This is a genomic window from Actinopolyspora alba (assembly GCF_900112765.1).
Classification (GTDB): Bacteria; Actinomycetota; Actinomycetes; order Mycobacteriales; family Pseudonocardiaceae; genus Actinopolyspora; species Actinopolyspora alba.
The window spans coordinates 103,883-117,819 of sequence record NZ_FOMZ01000014.1 but is presented as its reverse complement, the minus strand read 5'-3'; the positions used below and the strand labels follow the sequence as shown (position 1 = coordinate 117,819).

The following is a 13,937-nucleotide window of genomic DNA, read 5'->3' as shown; positions in this document are numbered from 1 at the left end:
GTGGCGGGACGGGCGCCGACCGCGTCCGTCCCGTTCCGACTGCCCTGGAGCCTCGATGGCAGTGCAAACCCGCCCCGCTACCAGCGGGATGAGTAAACGCCAACGCGCCAAGATCGGGCGCGGTGTGCAGTACACGGTGCTGCTCGCGGTCGTCATCGTGGCCGCGCTGCTCGCCGACTGGGGGCGTCTCCAGGAGCAGCTCTTCAACCTCGAAGTCGCCCGGGCGCTGTTCCCCACCGTGTTGACAACCGCGCTGCTCAACACCGTCCTCTACACCGCGCTGGGTTTCGCGTTCGGCCTGGGGCTGGCGCTGGTGCTCGCGCTGATGCGGATGTCCTCGGTGGCGCCCTACCGCTGGATCTCCGGCGCCTACATCGAGTTCTTCCGCGGCCTGCCCGCGCTGCTGGTGTTCCTCTCGGTCGGGATCGGCATCCCGACCGCGTTCAACGACGTCAGCTTCAGCCGCAACGTCACCGTCATGCTCGCGCTGGGGATCGTCGGTTCGGCCTACATGGCCGAGACCATCCGCGCGGGGATCAAGGCGGTGCCCAACGGCCAGCTGGAAGCGGCCCGCTCGCTGGGGATGTCGCACGGCAGGGCGACGGTCACCGTCGTCATCCCGCAGGCGTTCCGCATCATCCTGCCGCCGCTGACCAACGAGCTGATCCTGCTGACCAAGGACTCCTCCCTGGTGTTCGTGCTCGCCACCACGCTCGCCCAGCAGGAACTCACCCAGTTCGGCCGTGCCGCGATGACCACCTACCCGGGCATGACCCCGATCCTGGTGGTCGGGCTGTGCTATCTGGTGATCACCATCCCGCTGTCGGTGCTGCAGCAGCGGTTGGAACGCAGGTTCGGACCCGACGGTCGGTAACGGCAGCCGAGGGAGTTTCACATGAGCGACGTAAAGATCGAGATCTCCGAACTGCGCAAGTCCTTCGGCGAGCTGGAGGTCCTCAGCGGGGTGGACCAGCGGATCGAGGCGGGCGAGGTGGTCTGCGTCATCGGGCCCTCCGGGTCCGGCAAGTCCACCTTGCTGCGCTGCGTGAACCTGCTCGAGCAACCCACCTCGGGCAGGATCGTGGTCGACGGGGTCGAGCTCACCGACCCGGACGCCGACATCGACGCGGCGCGCACCCGCATCGGCATGGTCTTCCAGCAGTTCAACCTGTTCTCGCACCTGTCGGTGCTGCGCAACCTCACCGTCGCGCAGCGCAAGGTGCTCGGCCGCGATCGGGCCAAGGCCGAGGAGACCGCCCGCGAGAACCTGCGCAGGGTCGGGCTGGCCGACAAGGAGAACGCCACCCCCGCCCAGCTGTCCGGCGGCCAGCAGCAGCGGGTCGGCATCGCGCGCTCGCTGTCGATGGACCCGGACGTGATGCTGTTCGACGAACCGACCTCGGCGCTGGACCCGGAGCTGGTCGGCGACGTGCTGGACGTGATGCGCGGGCTGGCGAACGAGGGCATGACCATGCTGGTGGTCACCCACGAGATGCAGTTCGCCCGCGAGGTCGCCGACCGGGTGCTGTTCATGGACGGCGGCGCCATCGTCGAGCAGGGCAGACCCGCCGACGTGATCGGAAACCCGCAGCGGGAACGCACCCGCAACTTCCTGGCGCGGGTGCTCAACCCGACGCACGCGGCCTCGGCCGTCGAACCGGGGGAGTCCCAGGACGGATAGCACGGCCCGGGGCGGACAGCACGGTGTGCTCGGCTTTCTCGGTCAGTCGCCGTCGGGGTTCTCGGCCCGCTTCCTGCGCAGTGACAGCATCGTGCGATACGCGCCCGGTCCGTGCGTGACGCCGCCGCGCGCGACCGTGCCGTACGAGTCCTCGGAGCGTTCCCCGTCGGTGGTGGTCGGGTGGTTCGGTGGTGGGGGTCCGACGTGGCCGCGGTAACGGGCGAACCCGGCGCTCCGACGCCTGCCCGCGTTGTCGGCTCCCCGCAGGAAAAGCCACACGGCCAGCAGCGCGACCAGGACCAGCGCGATCATCGCCAGATCTACCATGACACACCTCCCGGGGTGTGCAGGCTTTCCGGTTTTTCCTCGGACGTGTCCGAGTGTGCACCGGTTCGTCCGGTTCCGGCCAATCAATTCCTACGCAAGTGACCCTGAGTGTTCCTACGCAGTGCGAACGGATCGAGGGATCGCGCGCCGGAGTTTGTGCCGCTCGTGGCCGCTTCGGTGCGTTCCGTTCGACCGTGAGTTCGCGAAAATATCCACGATTGAACACGATCGAGGGTTTTCGATGCATTTACCGGCGCGTGTCGAATCACGCTTTCGGGGGTGTTTTTCGAATGAATTCGATTCGCGCAATGCGCTGAGTAACCCAAGGGGTGTCGACATTCCGGAGAACGGAATCTCGACACCCCTCGGATTCGCGAGACGTCGTCGGAGCGTCACTCACCGATGCGCTGCTTGAGCGCCTCCAGCTCGTCGCGCATCGAGGTGGGCAGATCGTCGCCGATCGTGTCGAACCACTCCTCGATCAGCGGCAGCTCCTCGCGCCACTCCGGCAGGCTCACCTCGAGGGACTGGTCGATCTCCTCACGAGTGGCGTCGAGCCCGCTGAGGTCGAGCTGGTCCGCGGTGGGAACCCGGCCGATGGCGGTCTCGTCGGCGGCGACGTTGCCCTCCAGCCGGTCCACGATCCACTTCAGCACCCGGCAGTTCTCGCCGAACCCGGGCCAGACGATCTTCTTGCCCGAGGGGTCCCTGCGGAACCAGTTGACGTAGTAGATGCTGGGCATCTTGGAGGCGTCGGCCTCCTTGCCCATGTTCACCCAGTGCTGGAAGTAGTCGCCGACGTTGTAGCCGATGAACGGCAGCATCGCCATCGGGTCGCGGCGCACCTCGCCGACCTTGCCCGCCGCGGCGGCCGTCTTCTCCGAGGACAGCGTGGCCCCCATGAAGACCCCGTGCTGCCAGTCGAAAGCCTCGTTGACCAGCGGGATCGTGGTCTTGCGCCTGCCGCCGAACAGGATCGCCGAGATCGGCACGCCCTGCGGGTCGTCCCACTCGGGAGCCAGGATCGGGCACTGCGACATCGGCGTGCAGTAGCGGGAGTTCGGGTGGGCGGCCTTCTCGTCCGAGTCGGGCGTCCAGTCCTGCCGCTTCCAGTCGGTCAGGTGCTGCGGCTGCCCCTCCATCTCCTCCCACCACACGTCGTCGTCGTCGGTCAGCGCGACGTTGGTGAAGATGGAGTTGCCCCGCTCGATGGTGCGCATCGCGTTCGGGTTGGTCTTCCAGTTGGTGCCCGGCGCGACACCGAAGAAGCCCGCCTCCGGGTTGACCGCGTAGAGCCTGCCGTCCTCGCCGAACCGCATCCAGGCGATGTCGTCGCCGAGGGTCTCCACGCGCCAGCCCGGGATGGTCGGCTCCAGCATCGCCAGGTTGGTCTTGCCGCACGCCGAGGGGAAGGCCGCTGCCACGTAGTAGACCTTGTTCTCGGGCGAGATCAGCTTCAGGATCAGCATGTGCTCGGCGAGCCAGCCCTCGTCACGCGCCATCGCGGAGGCGATGCGCAGCGAGTAGCACTTCTTGCCCAGCAGCGCGTTGCCCCCGTAGCCGGAGCCGAAGCTCCAGATCAGCCGCTCCTCGGGGAAGTGCGTGATGTACTTGATCTCGTTGCACGGCCAGGCGGAGTCCTCCTGGCCGGGTTCGAGCGGCGCACCCACCGAGTGCAGTGCGGGCACGAACTCCACGTCCTCGCTCTCGGAGAACCGCTCCAGCACGCGGTCACCCATGCGGGTCATGATGTGCATGGACACCACGACGTACTCGGAGTCGGTGATCTCCACGCCGAGCCTGGGCGGCTCGGCCTCCACCGGCCCCATGCAGAAGGGCACCACGTACATCGTGCGACCACGCATGCAGCCCCGGTAGAGCTCGGTCATGGTGGCCTTCATCTGGTCGGGGTCCATCCAGTTGTTGGTGACCCCGGCGTCCTTCTTCTCGCGGGAGCAGATGAAAGTCCGCTCCTCGACCCGGGCGACGTCGGTGGGATCTGAGGCCGTCCAGAACGACTCGGGCTTCTTCGACTCGTCCAGACGCTTGAAGGTACCGGCCTCGACCAGTCGGTTGGTCAGGCGTTCCCATTCCTGCTGCGATCCGTCGCACCATACGACTTGCTCGGGCGTGGTGAGCTCCGCTACCTCACGTACCCAGGACAGCAGGCGTTCGTGATTCACGGGTGCCTGGTCGAGACCGGGGATGGTCAAAGCGGTCATCGCGTCGTGTCTCCTGACTGGGCGCCACAGCCCGGATTCTCTCCTCTCGCCGACGCTTGGGCCGGCGGAGCTTTCAAAAATGCTTCGCTCCGCCCGGAAATCCGGACGGAGCTGCATTTGGGGATGTACCGAGGCTAACCGGAGGTGCCGGGGTTGGCGGAGATCAGTCCTGTCACTTCCCTCACAAGAACGATAAGGGAATCGATTCAGATGACGGGGTGTCGCGGAAATCCGACTGTTCCGAGGGGAGCTGGATCGATGTTTTCCGTCGTCGAGCCTCACGGACTCGCTCGTTCGGATGATTATTCACGAGCGAGTCCGCGGAAATCGGATGTGTTCCGGGGCACATTTTGATCCGAATTGCCGCCATTCGTGTTAATGGCCTCGGGTTTCGTTTCGGGAATCCGTGGCGCATTCAGCGCGGGGGGTCAGGTCCAGAACGAGTCGTCGGCCGGGTCGGTGCCCGAGGCCTCGCCGCGGCCGGTGTCCTCCCGTTCCTCGCCGTTCCACAGCCAGTCCTCGGTGTCGCTGACCTCGAAGGAGCGCTGCTGCCCCGCCTGCTGCCCCTGGCCGTCGACCCGGCCCTGCTCGACCACGGTCCACTCCCCGTCGCCGGTGTGCTTGGCGACGGTCACCTCGCCGGAGTCGCTGATCTCGACCATCTGGTCGGCGGAGCCGTCCCCGTCGGCGTCGGTGACCATCATCTGGCCGTGCTCGGTGTCGACGATCGCGGTGTCCGCCCTGCCGTCGTTGTTGGTGTCCTCGGTGGGAGGTCCGACCTCGCGGTCCCCCTGCGGGGTGTCCACGACCATCGATCGGCCCTCGCTCCCGCCGTTCCGCTCGCGGACCGGCGAGTCGTCGGGGCTCTCACGGGTCCACTCGCCCGTCGCCTCGTCGTAGCGTGCCTGCTCGACCACGTTGCCCCGCTCGTCGATGGCGCGCATCACGTCGGCCTCGCCGTCGGCGTCCGAGTCGGTGTAGGCGAGGAAGCCGTCGTCGGTCAGCACGGCCACGGTCTCGTCCACGCCGTCGTCGTTCAGGTCGTAGTTGGCCTCGGCGGTGTACTCGGTATCGGCGATGTCGATCCGGATGTCGCCGTCTCCCGAACCGGTGTCCTCCACGTACATCAGGGCGCTCCCGTGCGGTTGGTTCTCGTCGGTGGGGCCTCGACGGTTGGGACGCGGCCGGGGCCGTCTCGGTTCCGGGGTGCCCGTCCCCGTTTCAGGGGCGAACGTGGTGCGGCTCGTTCCGCTGCCGGGGTGGTGCTTTCGAGATGTGTCGTGCGACACGCTCGATCACCTGTCGTCAACTGGCTGAGTGTAGGCTAACCTTACCGCAGAAGCGTAGGCTAACCTCACCGAAGCACCGTATCTCGTGATTGGGAGGAACGGTATGGCCACTGCTACCGGGACGGTAAGTGCCGCGGCGCCCGCGAGCACACGATCCGAAGCGACCGCCAGGCCCGAGTCCCGGGTCTACACCGTCGAGGTGGCCGGTAGGCAGCGGCTGAGCCCCAATTTCGTGCGGCTCACCTTCTCGGGTGAGGGACTGCGCTCCTTCGGGGCCGGTGGCGTCGACCAGCGCATCAAGCTGATGCTGCCCCGTCCGGGCCGGACGGTGGCGGACGTGCCGGACGGCCACGACTGGTACCCGACCTGGCAGGCCATGCCGGAGGAGATCCGGCCGACCATGCGGACCTACACCGTTCGGTCGTTCCGCCCCGAGCGCGCGGAGATGGACATCGACTTCGTGCTGCACGGTTCCGGCGAGGAAGCCAGCGGACCGGCCTCCGCCTGGGCGAGCGGCGCCCGCATCGGAGACCGGGTGGCGATCCTCGGTCCCGACCGTCCCGGTTCCGGCAGGATGTGGGGCTGCGAGTGGTGCCCGCCCGCGACCGCGCGGCGGTTGCTGCTGGCGGGGGACGAGACCGCCATCCCGGCGGTGGCGGCCATCCTGGAGTCACTGCCCGCCGATTCGCGGGGGATAGCCTGCCTGGAGGTGCCCAGCGAAGCCGATATCCAGGCATGGGAGCACGTTCCGAGGGGGGTCGAGATCCGGTGGCTGCCGCGCGACATCGCCGGCAGCGAGCACGGTGAGCTGCTGGAGCAGGCGCTCGAAACCGCGCTGGGGGAGCTGTGCGCCGGGCCGAAGGTGGACGGTTGCCCCGCCGCGAGCGAGGCGATCGCCGCGCTGGAGGACGTGGACGTCGACAACTACCTGCTCTGGGAGATCCCGGGTAGTCAGCACCAGGATCCGGCCTACGACGAGAGCCTCGACATCGCGAACGGTGAGCTCTACGGCTGGCTCGCCGGTGAGGCCGGTGTCATCAAGCGGCTGCGCCGGATGACCGTGCAGGGCTACGGCGTACCGCGCGGTTCCGTGGCGTTCATGGGCTACTGGCGCCAGGGCCGCTGCTGACCCGCCGCTGAAGCGCCGCTGCTCTGCGGTTGCCGCGCCGTTGCCCACCGCTCCGCGATTTCTTGGGAAATTTACGCCCGGCCGGACACCCCATACCCCGGCCGAGTGCCCCACGCTCGGCCTCGCGCCCGGTCTTCCGCGCTGCGGCGCGGCGATTTCGCGAGAAATTGACGCCCGGCCGGTCAGTCCACACTCGACCCCGCACCCCGGATTCCCCGACCCCCGGTTACCGCTCCGGCGTTGCTCGAACCCTGTGGTACCGCGGCGACCGGGGCGCTCCGCCCAGTCGGGGTTCCCTCACCGCTCTTGTTTCCGGTCGGGCCCTTCCGGCAGGGCACGGCCACGATTGTGGTTACGTAGAGAGCTCAGCGGCGCGAGCCTCGATATGCCGATGTGGCATGTTCGTTGACGAACGGAACCCTTCAGCTGCTCAAGTGACTCGCCTGGTTTACGGGGCGCCGAAAATGTCGTGGGTGCCGACTCGACGCAGGATCACTGTGGTCATGCCTGGTGCTTGTTCGAGCTCGTACTGCCAGGTCATTCGCCCGTCTCCGTCCCAAGTCATTTCAAATACGCGGTTGGTGCCATGAACACGCTTCACTCGTAGCGACGGCGGGAAGCTCGGTGGCGACTGAGCAAGGGCAGGGAGAAACTTCGTATCGAGCACGTGTTGAAAGGTGCGGCGCTGTTCACGAGTGAGTTTCTTGAAGTCCTTCTCGAATCGAGACGTCCGCTTGACTTCGGCCAAGGGGGTCACACATCCTCGTCGTCGTTGTCGATGTCGACGAACATCTCGGCGGCGCTGGTGAATCCCCTGGAGACCTCCCCGTTGGCGATCTGTTGATCCGCTTCGGCTTCCCCGGCCTGCCATTCCGAAGTCCAGAACCATCGTTGATCCGTGGGGATGCTGGTCCAGCCGCGCACTGTGATCGTTCCGCTCTCGTCGATCGTAAATTCGAGATCATCACCCTCGGCCACTCCCAGAACCTTGGCTACGCTCTCCGGTAACGTCACCTGGCGGCGTCCTCGTACCGAGGCGCGTACGCGTTCGACAGGTTCCGCGTGATCGGCGTTCGAGGGCTCCGCGTCCGACGTGACTGGACTCTGCTCGGCAGTTGCGCTCGTAATCCCCGGTAGTGAGGTATCCGGCTCTTCGTCCTCGGCCCGGTTTGAGCGAGCTGTCGACTCGGGCTCGCTTTTTCCACGTCCCGTTGACTTCTTGCTACTCATCAGCACCGCCCTCCTCTGGCTGTCAGATTATCTCACTCTGAGTAGTTTCACGAGCAGATTAAGTTGCTCGGGAAATTGACGCCGGGTCCGACAGCCCACGGTCGACCGGGTACCACGAGTGCCCTGCCCACCCGGTTACTGACCCGGCGTCGCTCGAACCCTGCCGTGTCGCTGCGACCGGGTCGACCCGACCGGTAGATAAGCTTGGCACCGTTCACGGTCGTTGGTTTCGGTGGCCTGTCCAATGAGGTGTGACGGAGTGGTGTTCACAGCGCCTACGTCGCGCTAGAATCCCAGCGCAGTGAGTGTAGGCCCCGCGCACGCGGGGACTTGGATAGCAAAAGCGCCTCCGGAGTGCTGTCCCGGAGGCGCTGTGTTGTGTGCTGGGGCTCAGTCGAACCGGTTGGTTTTCACCGCGTTGAGGAATGTGACCCATTGCTGGCCGGTGATGGTGAAGTACCCGGTCGAGCGGTCCTTGGTGTCGCGGACGGCGGCACCGTCGCGGACGCGGCCTATTTCGACGCAGTTGGTGTCTTGCCCGCTGTAGCTGGATTTGCACCAGTTGGTCGGTGTGTGCAGTCCTGTCACAGTGCTGTCTCCACTTCGTTGGCGACCTCGGCGATGACTTTCGCGGAGTCCTCGGGACTCATCGCCGTATCCTTGCGAAGGGTATCCGCAGCCGAACGGTATTCATCCAGGTCTTCCTCGTTGTACAAGAACGCCGAAGACCTGTGATGCTCCAGCAGGACGATCGGTGGGCTTTCGTCGAACTCGTAAAGCACGAACGGTCCGGCGGTCCCCGGATGCCACCGCACCTCGTGAGGCACCACCTGAATGGTGATGCTGTCTCGCCGCTCGATCGCTTGCACCAGGTAACGGAGTTGACTCGCCAGCACACTGGGTCCTCCGACGCGAAGCCGGAGGGCCGGTTCGCCGATCACCGCGTGCAACCGGGTGGGCGGCTCGCGGTCGAAGATGTCGCGTCGCCCGGAACGAAACACGACTCTCGGTTCGACCTGGTCACGGGGAATGCTCCCAGCACCGAGAATGGCTCGTGCGTAATCGGATGTCTGAAGCAGCCCGGGAACAAGTAACGGCGACCAATCGACGATCTCCGAAGCGGCGCGTTCGCATTCGAGCATCCCGGCCATCTGCTGAGACATGCCGGGAATGCCGGAGGTGAGCCAATCACTCTCTCCCGCGTTGCGGGCGAGCTCGACGATGCGTTCACGTTCAGCGGCATCCACACCGAGCCCCGTCAACACGGTCGCCACGTCTTCGGTTTTTGGCAGGCGATGGCCGTGCTCCCATTGCGATACGAGCGTGTGCGAGATTCTGACGCTCCTTGCCAGGTCACGTAGGCCGATATTCCGGGAAACTCGTGCTTCTCGAAGTGCCGCTGCCAATGCTCGTCCACGTGGCGTCCCGCTGGTTGCAGCCATGAACCAACCCTACAAAGAAGCCGAGCACAAAACGTCACCTGATTGAGTCATTGTGTGTTGGTTTCGCTACCGCAAGACTGGTTGCGCAACCAAATAGGAGTTGAGAACCGCAGGAGGTCAGTGATGCCAACCAGTTATGAGGTCCGTCATCCGGGTGTTCGGGTGTGGTGTGGCAACGAGTCGGGGTGGTCGTCGTCGTTGCTGGTGTGGATCTCGCGGTGGACGCCGGAGGTGATTCGGATTGAGACGCCGACGGTGTTCAACCGGACGGTGTGGACAGTAGACCAAGCTGCTCAGCTGCGGAATGTGCTGCACGCGGCGGTGCGGACTGGGGGTGATGTTCGATGACCAGTTATGCGGGCAGGTTGGGCATGTGGCTGGCCCACGAGCAGTGGAAGCTCGAACAGGCCTCCTACGGCATCCCGGCCCGGCAGGCCACCCCCAAACAGTGCGCCGAACTCGCCGGGGTACTGCAACGGCTCTCCGACGAGCTCCGCGACTACGCCGCCGGACTCGCTTTCGGCGGCGGCCATCCGCCGGAATCGGGGTCGATCGACCCGGACGAGTTCCGTAAGCGGGGTGATGCGGAGTGAGCACCCACCCGGCGATGCTGCTGACCACCGCCGTCCTGCTGGCCACAACCGCGATCGTGCTGGGCGGTTGGGGAAACCGGGCCGGCTACCGGCCCCGCCACGCCGGCGGCAGCGGCCCGGCCGCCAGGCGCCTGGCGGCACTGCGGCTGGAGTCGTATTTCAGGGACGAACGCCCTACCACGGAGTTGATCGGCTGGCCGCTGTGCGACCCGGACGAGCATCCGCACCTGTTTCGGCTCGACCCACCGGCCCCGGTGCTCCCGAATCCGATTCCGGCGCAACCAGCAGCACCAAGCCCCGCTGTCACAACCAGCCCTACGGCACCTGAGCCCGTGACCGATCCGGGCGGGACAGAGCATCCCGAGCTGGCACTCATGCGCCGCGTCCTCGACGGGCTCCACCGTCTCTAACCACCACCGCTACAGACCAGCGCGTCCCCCACGATCACTTTTCATCCAGACCGGCCCGGAACCGTGCACTCGGCACACCCCCGACAACCGCCGAGACACACTCCGGGCCTCCGGTGGCGGGGCGACAATTTCTCGCGAAATCGCCGCGCACGCCCCCATGCAGCGACGATTTCCCGCGAAATGTACGCACCGCCACCACCGAAAACCCCGCCCGGCCGGGCCTCCCTCCCCGCTCCCACCCGGCCGGGCGGGGACCCCACGAGAGCATGAAGCTTGTGACGCAGCTGCTTCGTTCCTTCGGCGATCTTCTCGTGGTGGCACTGATCGGAATACCGGTAGCGGTGTTGCTCTGGTGGGGGTGGGCCAAACTTCGGGGTGATCGGTGGCAAGCCGCCGGGGACGTGGCCGTTGTCCTCTCGTGCTTACCAGTGGCTTATCTGGTGTTCAGCCCGACCTACGGCGCGCCGAGTCAGGTGAGTTTGTTGCCCGGAGCGGAACTGGCATCCCCTTTCGACGGTGTGCGGCGAGGGGAGACCGCCGCGGTGGTGCAGCTGGTGGCGAACACGGTGCTACTGCTGCCGCTCGGAGTGGTCCTGCCGCTGCGGTTCCGGTGGGCACGCTCGGTCGCGCGGATCGGCTTGGTGGCCCTGATGGCTTCACTCGCCGTGGAGTTCGCCCAGTACTTCCTGGCGGTGGGGAGAGTGAGCAGCACCGATGACGTCATCCTCAACACGGCGGGCGCGCTGCTCGGGGCGTGGGCCGCGCGAGGTTGGCGGAAGTGGAGGTCCACATCGGAGTCCCCGAGGAGCCGCTACTCCGACGAACGCAGTCCCACGTGATTCGTCGGGCGAGATCTCCGTAACGGTCAGTGGCCGCGCTGCGGCCGAGCCGTACCGGCCAGCGGCGACGATGTGATCATGAGCATCGGTCAGCACGTACAGTGCCCGGCTGATGCCGTGACCTGGCGTGTCAGCCATGCCACGCTTGTCACTGTCAATTTCCTGAGGGCTCGAATGGTCGAGGCAACGGAGTTCGACGAAACTCCGATTTCCGAGCGGCGGCGCGAGGAGGTGCGTCTCGTCGCCGACCAGCTCGGATTTGAGCGCACTTCGGTGATCCGATTCCACGTTCGTTCCGTGGAGTACGCCGTGCCCGAGCGGCGAAAGAACGGTACGCCACACGGATCCAGCAGGACGATGCGGATACTTCGTGGCACGATGTGGATCTCGGTGGTGATTCTGTCGCTTCCGATCACCGCGGTCCTCGGTGGGCTGGACGAGATCTTCAACGATGCCGGTCCTTCCGGCCGTGGGCCGGTAGGGAAGCTCACTATTCACGGCAAGAGGTCCTGCGCCGCCCTCTCCTTCGCTGACGCCGCCAAGGAGTCCGAGCGGGAGATGTGGTTGGCGTGGTCGCGCTCCTTGATTGCGCTGCTGGGAACGAGCGGTGAGCAACCTCCCGAACTGCTCTGGGTCTCCGAATCACAGCGCCCCGAGCCGGAGTTCGCCAAGGAGAAACTGCGCTGGCCGGACAAGTCCCGCGTGGAGTTCGTGCTCGCCCAAGCGGAACTCGACCGGCTCAGGCAGCAGCTGGGAGCCCTCTGAACCGCGCCGATCTCTCGCGAAATGTACGAACGGCACCGACGGCACCACCGCCGAACCCCGTGTCAATTTCTCGCGAAATCGCCGCGCGGCGGTACCGGTGCGGCTTCGCTCGGGCACCGCGTGCGGTCACTGGCTGCCGAGTGCGATCACTGGGAACCCCCGAGATTCGCCGGGGAGCCCCGGGAGCCTCGCGGGGTGCTACTCGAAGAGTCCGGCGATGGAGCCCGGCAGCTGCTCCACGGTGTCGGCGGTCTCGTCAGAGGGGGCCCACCGGCGCAGCGTGGTCAGCACCGCCCTGACCTGTTCCTCGGTGGTCTCCAGATCGGTGGTGGCGATCTCGCCGCTGATGCGGTCCAGGAACTCGAGCTTGTTCAGCGAACGCGCCCGCCCACTGCGCTGCGAGAGTTCGTTCCGTAGCTCCTCCGGCAGTCCCTCGGCCAGCTCGTCGACCTGACCGGCACTGACGGCCTCGGCCAGTGTGGTCAGGGTGGCGCGAGCGACGCGGGACGCCTCGTCCGCCGAGGACATGCCCGCGCTCTGCCGTACCTGCTCGGCGAAGTCGCGCATGGGTTCGCTCTGCCAGATCTCTGCCATCGAACTCCTTCATCGCATCGTTCTGCCTCGCCCCCTCGAAGCCGGAGGGGTCTTTTCGGTGCGGCTCTCATCGCAGTGCCCACGCCGCCGTGGTCGATAAACGTGATCTGGGTCACTCTGTGGCACCGTGTGGGTTTGCCGCGCTGTGTGCGGGGCATGCACAGGCCAGTGGCTGTGATCGACGTGTGAGCACTTCTCACGAGTGTTCGACGTCGGTCCGGCAGGACGGTCCTCGGCGTTGCGAGAGGGGAACGATGATGGACTTGACGCGGCTGCGGTCGGTCTACGAGAGCGAGGGACCGTTCGCCACGGTGTACCTGGAGGGACGCTCGCCGAGCGAGGAGTCGAGCGAGCAGCTGCGACTGCGGTGGCGTGACCTCAGGGAACGGCTGGCAGGCGCCGGAGCCGGTGACGCGGTGCTGGACGCGCTCGAAGCGAGCGTGCTGAATGTCGAGTACGGCGAGGAGCAGGCCAACGGGCGTGTGCTGGTGGCGACCGAGAACGCCGGGGTGCTGCTCGCCGAGCCGTGGGACGCCGCCCTGGGGGCCGGTGACGCGCAGTACTGGACGCGGCTGCCGGAACTGGGCGCGTACGTGCGCGAGGAGTGCCGCTCGGTGCGGATGCTGGTGGTCATCGCCGACGAGCAGGGGGCGGTGGTGCGGCAGGAGGTCCTGGCCCAGCAGCACCACCCCCGGGAGCTGGGTAGCGAGACCGTCGAGGGCGGCGCCGAGACCGACACGCACAAACCCCGTGGCCAGGCCCTGTCGCACAAACGGCTGCAGCGCCGTGCCGAGCAGGCCGTCGAGCACAACGTCGAGGAGATCGTCTCGCGACTGCGCACCATCGAGGCCGAGTTCCGGCCGCGGTTGCTGGTGCTGGCAGGCGAGACGCAGGCCCGCAGCATGGTGCGCGAGAAGCTGACCGAGCGGCTGGCCGAGCTGCGCGTGGACGCCGATCGTGGCGGTAACCAGGACGAGGCCGCGGAGCAGGCACTGGCAGAACAGCTGCGCGAGATCGCCGAGAAGGAGAGCGCCCGCAACGCGCGGGAACGCGCCGAGCAGCTCAACTCGGGACTGGCGCACGGGCAGGCAGTGCACGGTGACCACCCGGTGGCCCGCGCCGCCGAGATGGGCGCGGTGGACACCCTGCTGCTGGAGTACGGCACCGGAACCGAGCGCGAGGCGTTCCTGCTCAAGGCGTGTGCCGAGACCGGCGCCCGCGCCGATCTGGTGGAGTCCGGCACCGGCCTGGCCGAGGGCGTCGGAGCGCTGCTGCGTTTCCCGATCGACAACTGACCGGTGGACCTGCCCTCCGGCCGGTCGCGGTACTCCTTCGGATGATCACGGGTGACCCCGGCTTCGGAACAGGCCGGGTTCGCCGCGTGTCCGCCACGACTCGATCCCGCTCGACGCTGCG

At 66.7% G+C, this 13,937-nt stretch carries 16 protein-coding genes; 8 read left to right on the top strand and 8 right to left on the bottom strand.

All coding sequences use genetic code 11. The features are described from left to right. Positions 1-88 precede the first annotated feature (88 nt). Together BM150_RS19615 and BM150_RS19610 are read left to right on the top strand one after the other, a co-directional pair. On the top strand, positions 89-874 hold the full coding sequence (locus BM150_RS19615) for an ABC transporter permease subunit (RefSeq protein WP_092928779.1): 786 nt from the start codon (positions 89-91) through the stop codon (positions 872-874). Positions 875-895: 21 nt separating this feature from the next. After that, positions 896-1,681, top strand: a complete 786-nt coding sequence (locus BM150_RS19610) for an amino acid ABC transporter ATP-binding protein (protein ID WP_092928778.1) — start codon at positions 896-898, stop codon at positions 1,679-1,681. 42 nt (positions 1,682-1,723) lie between these two features. On the opposite strand, the gene BM150_RS19605 is transcribed toward BM150_RS19610, so the two are convergent. The 3 genes from BM150_RS19605 to BM150_RS19595 all read right to left on the bottom strand — a co-directional run bounded on the left by BM150_RS19605 (position 1,724) and on the right by BM150_RS19595 (position 5,357). Beyond that, on the bottom strand, positions 1,724-2,008 hold the full coding sequence (locus BM150_RS19605; RefSeq protein WP_092928777.1) for a hypothetical protein: 285 nt from the start codon (positions 2,006-2,008) through the stop codon (positions 1,724-1,726). A gap of 392 nt (positions 2,009-2,400) precedes the next feature. Next, entirely contained in the window at positions 2,401-4,230 is a 1,830-nt protein-coding gene (locus BM150_RS19600) for a phosphoenolpyruvate carboxykinase (GTP) (RefSeq protein ID WP_092928776.1), read from the bottom strand. Between the two features lie 428 nt (positions 4,231-4,658). Further along, a complete protein-coding gene (locus tag BM150_RS19595) occupies positions 4,659-5,357 on the bottom strand; it encodes a DUF6802 family protein (protein ID WP_092928775.1) in 699 nt (232 codons plus the stop codon). A gap of 265 nt (positions 5,358-5,622) precedes the next feature. Here BM150_RS19595 and BM150_RS19590 point away from each other — a divergent pair, with 265 nt between their 5' ends. Further along, on the top strand, positions 5,623-6,648 hold the full coding sequence (locus BM150_RS19590; RefSeq protein WP_092928774.1) for a siderophore-interacting protein: 1,026 nt from the start codon (positions 5,623-5,625) through the stop codon (positions 6,646-6,648). A gap of 448 nt (positions 6,649-7,096) precedes the next feature. Here the strand turns inward: BM150_RS19590 and BM150_RS19585 are convergent, their stop codons facing one another. The 4 genes from BM150_RS19585 to BM150_RS19570 form a co-directional block, all read right to left on the bottom strand. Beyond that, positions 7,097-7,396: a hypothetical protein gene (locus BM150_RS19585; RefSeq protein WP_217641769.1), complete on the bottom strand. Its 300-nt coding sequence runs from the start codon at positions 7,394-7,396 to the stop codon at positions 7,097-7,099. A gap of 5 nt (positions 7,397-7,401) precedes the next feature. Continuing rightward, the gene (locus tag BM150_RS19580; RefSeq protein ID WP_092928773.1) at positions 7,402-7,662 is read right to left on the bottom strand and encodes an AbrB/MazE/SpoVT family DNA-binding domain-containing protein; all 261 of its coding nucleotides are present in this window, start codon (positions 7,660-7,662) and stop codon (positions 7,402-7,404) included. 606 nt (positions 7,663-8,268) lie between these two features. Further along, positions 8,269-8,457: a DUF397 domain-containing protein gene (locus BM150_RS19575; protein WP_092928868.1), complete on the bottom strand. Its 189-nt coding sequence runs from the start codon at positions 8,455-8,457 to the stop codon at positions 8,269-8,271. A 5-nt stretch (positions 8,458-8,462) separates the two neighbouring features. After that, complete coding sequence (locus BM150_RS19570) at positions 8,463-9,320, bottom strand: helix-turn-helix domain-containing protein (protein WP_217641767.1); 858 nt, start codon at positions 9,318-9,320, stop codon at positions 8,463-8,465. A 344-nt stretch (positions 9,321-9,664) separates the two neighbouring features. On the opposite strand from BM150_RS19570, the gene BM150_RS19560 reads away from it, so the two are divergent. The 4 genes from BM150_RS19560 to BM150_RS19545 all read left to right on the top strand — a co-directional run bounded on the left by BM150_RS19560 (position 9,665) and on the right by BM150_RS19545 (position 11,927). Beyond that, positions 9,665-9,913, top strand: coding sequence for a hypothetical protein (locus tag BM150_RS19560; protein WP_092928770.1), 249 nt, complete (start codon positions 9,665-9,667; stop codon positions 9,911-9,913). Next, positions 9,910-10,323 carry a hypothetical protein gene (locus tag BM150_RS19555; protein ID WP_092928769.1) on the top strand — a complete coding sequence of 138 codons (414 nt, stop codon included), beginning with the start codon at positions 9,910-9,912 and terminating at the stop codon, positions 10,321-10,323. Before BM150_RS19560 ends, BM150_RS19555 begins: the two co-directional genes overlap by 4 nt. 275 nt (positions 10,324-10,598) lie before the next feature. Beyond that, a complete protein-coding gene (locus tag BM150_RS19550) occupies positions 10,599-11,162 on the top strand; it encodes a VanZ family protein (protein WP_175496921.1) in 564 nt (187 codons plus the stop codon). Between the two features lie 357 nt (positions 11,163-11,519). Beyond that, on the top strand, positions 11,520-11,927 hold the full coding sequence (locus tag BM150_RS19545) for a hypothetical protein (protein WP_217641766.1): 408 nt from the start codon (positions 11,520-11,522) through the stop codon (positions 11,925-11,927). A 198-nt stretch (positions 11,928-12,125) separates the two neighbouring features. Here the strand turns inward: BM150_RS19545 and BM150_RS19540 are convergent, their stop codons facing one another. After that, positions 12,126-12,521 (bottom strand): DUF2267 domain-containing protein, encoded by a 396-nt coding sequence (locus tag BM150_RS19540; RefSeq protein WP_092928766.1) that lies wholly within the window; start codon positions 12,519-12,521, stop codon positions 12,126-12,128. Positions 12,522-12,775: 254 nt separating this feature from the next. On the opposite strand from BM150_RS19540, the gene BM150_RS19535 reads away from it, so the two are divergent. Continuing rightward, on the top strand, positions 12,776-13,816 hold the full coding sequence (locus BM150_RS19535) for a baeRF2 domain-containing protein (protein WP_217641765.1): 1,041 nt from the start codon (positions 12,776-12,778) through the stop codon (positions 13,814-13,816). The last annotated feature ends 121 nt before the right edge of the window (positions 13,817-13,937 follow it).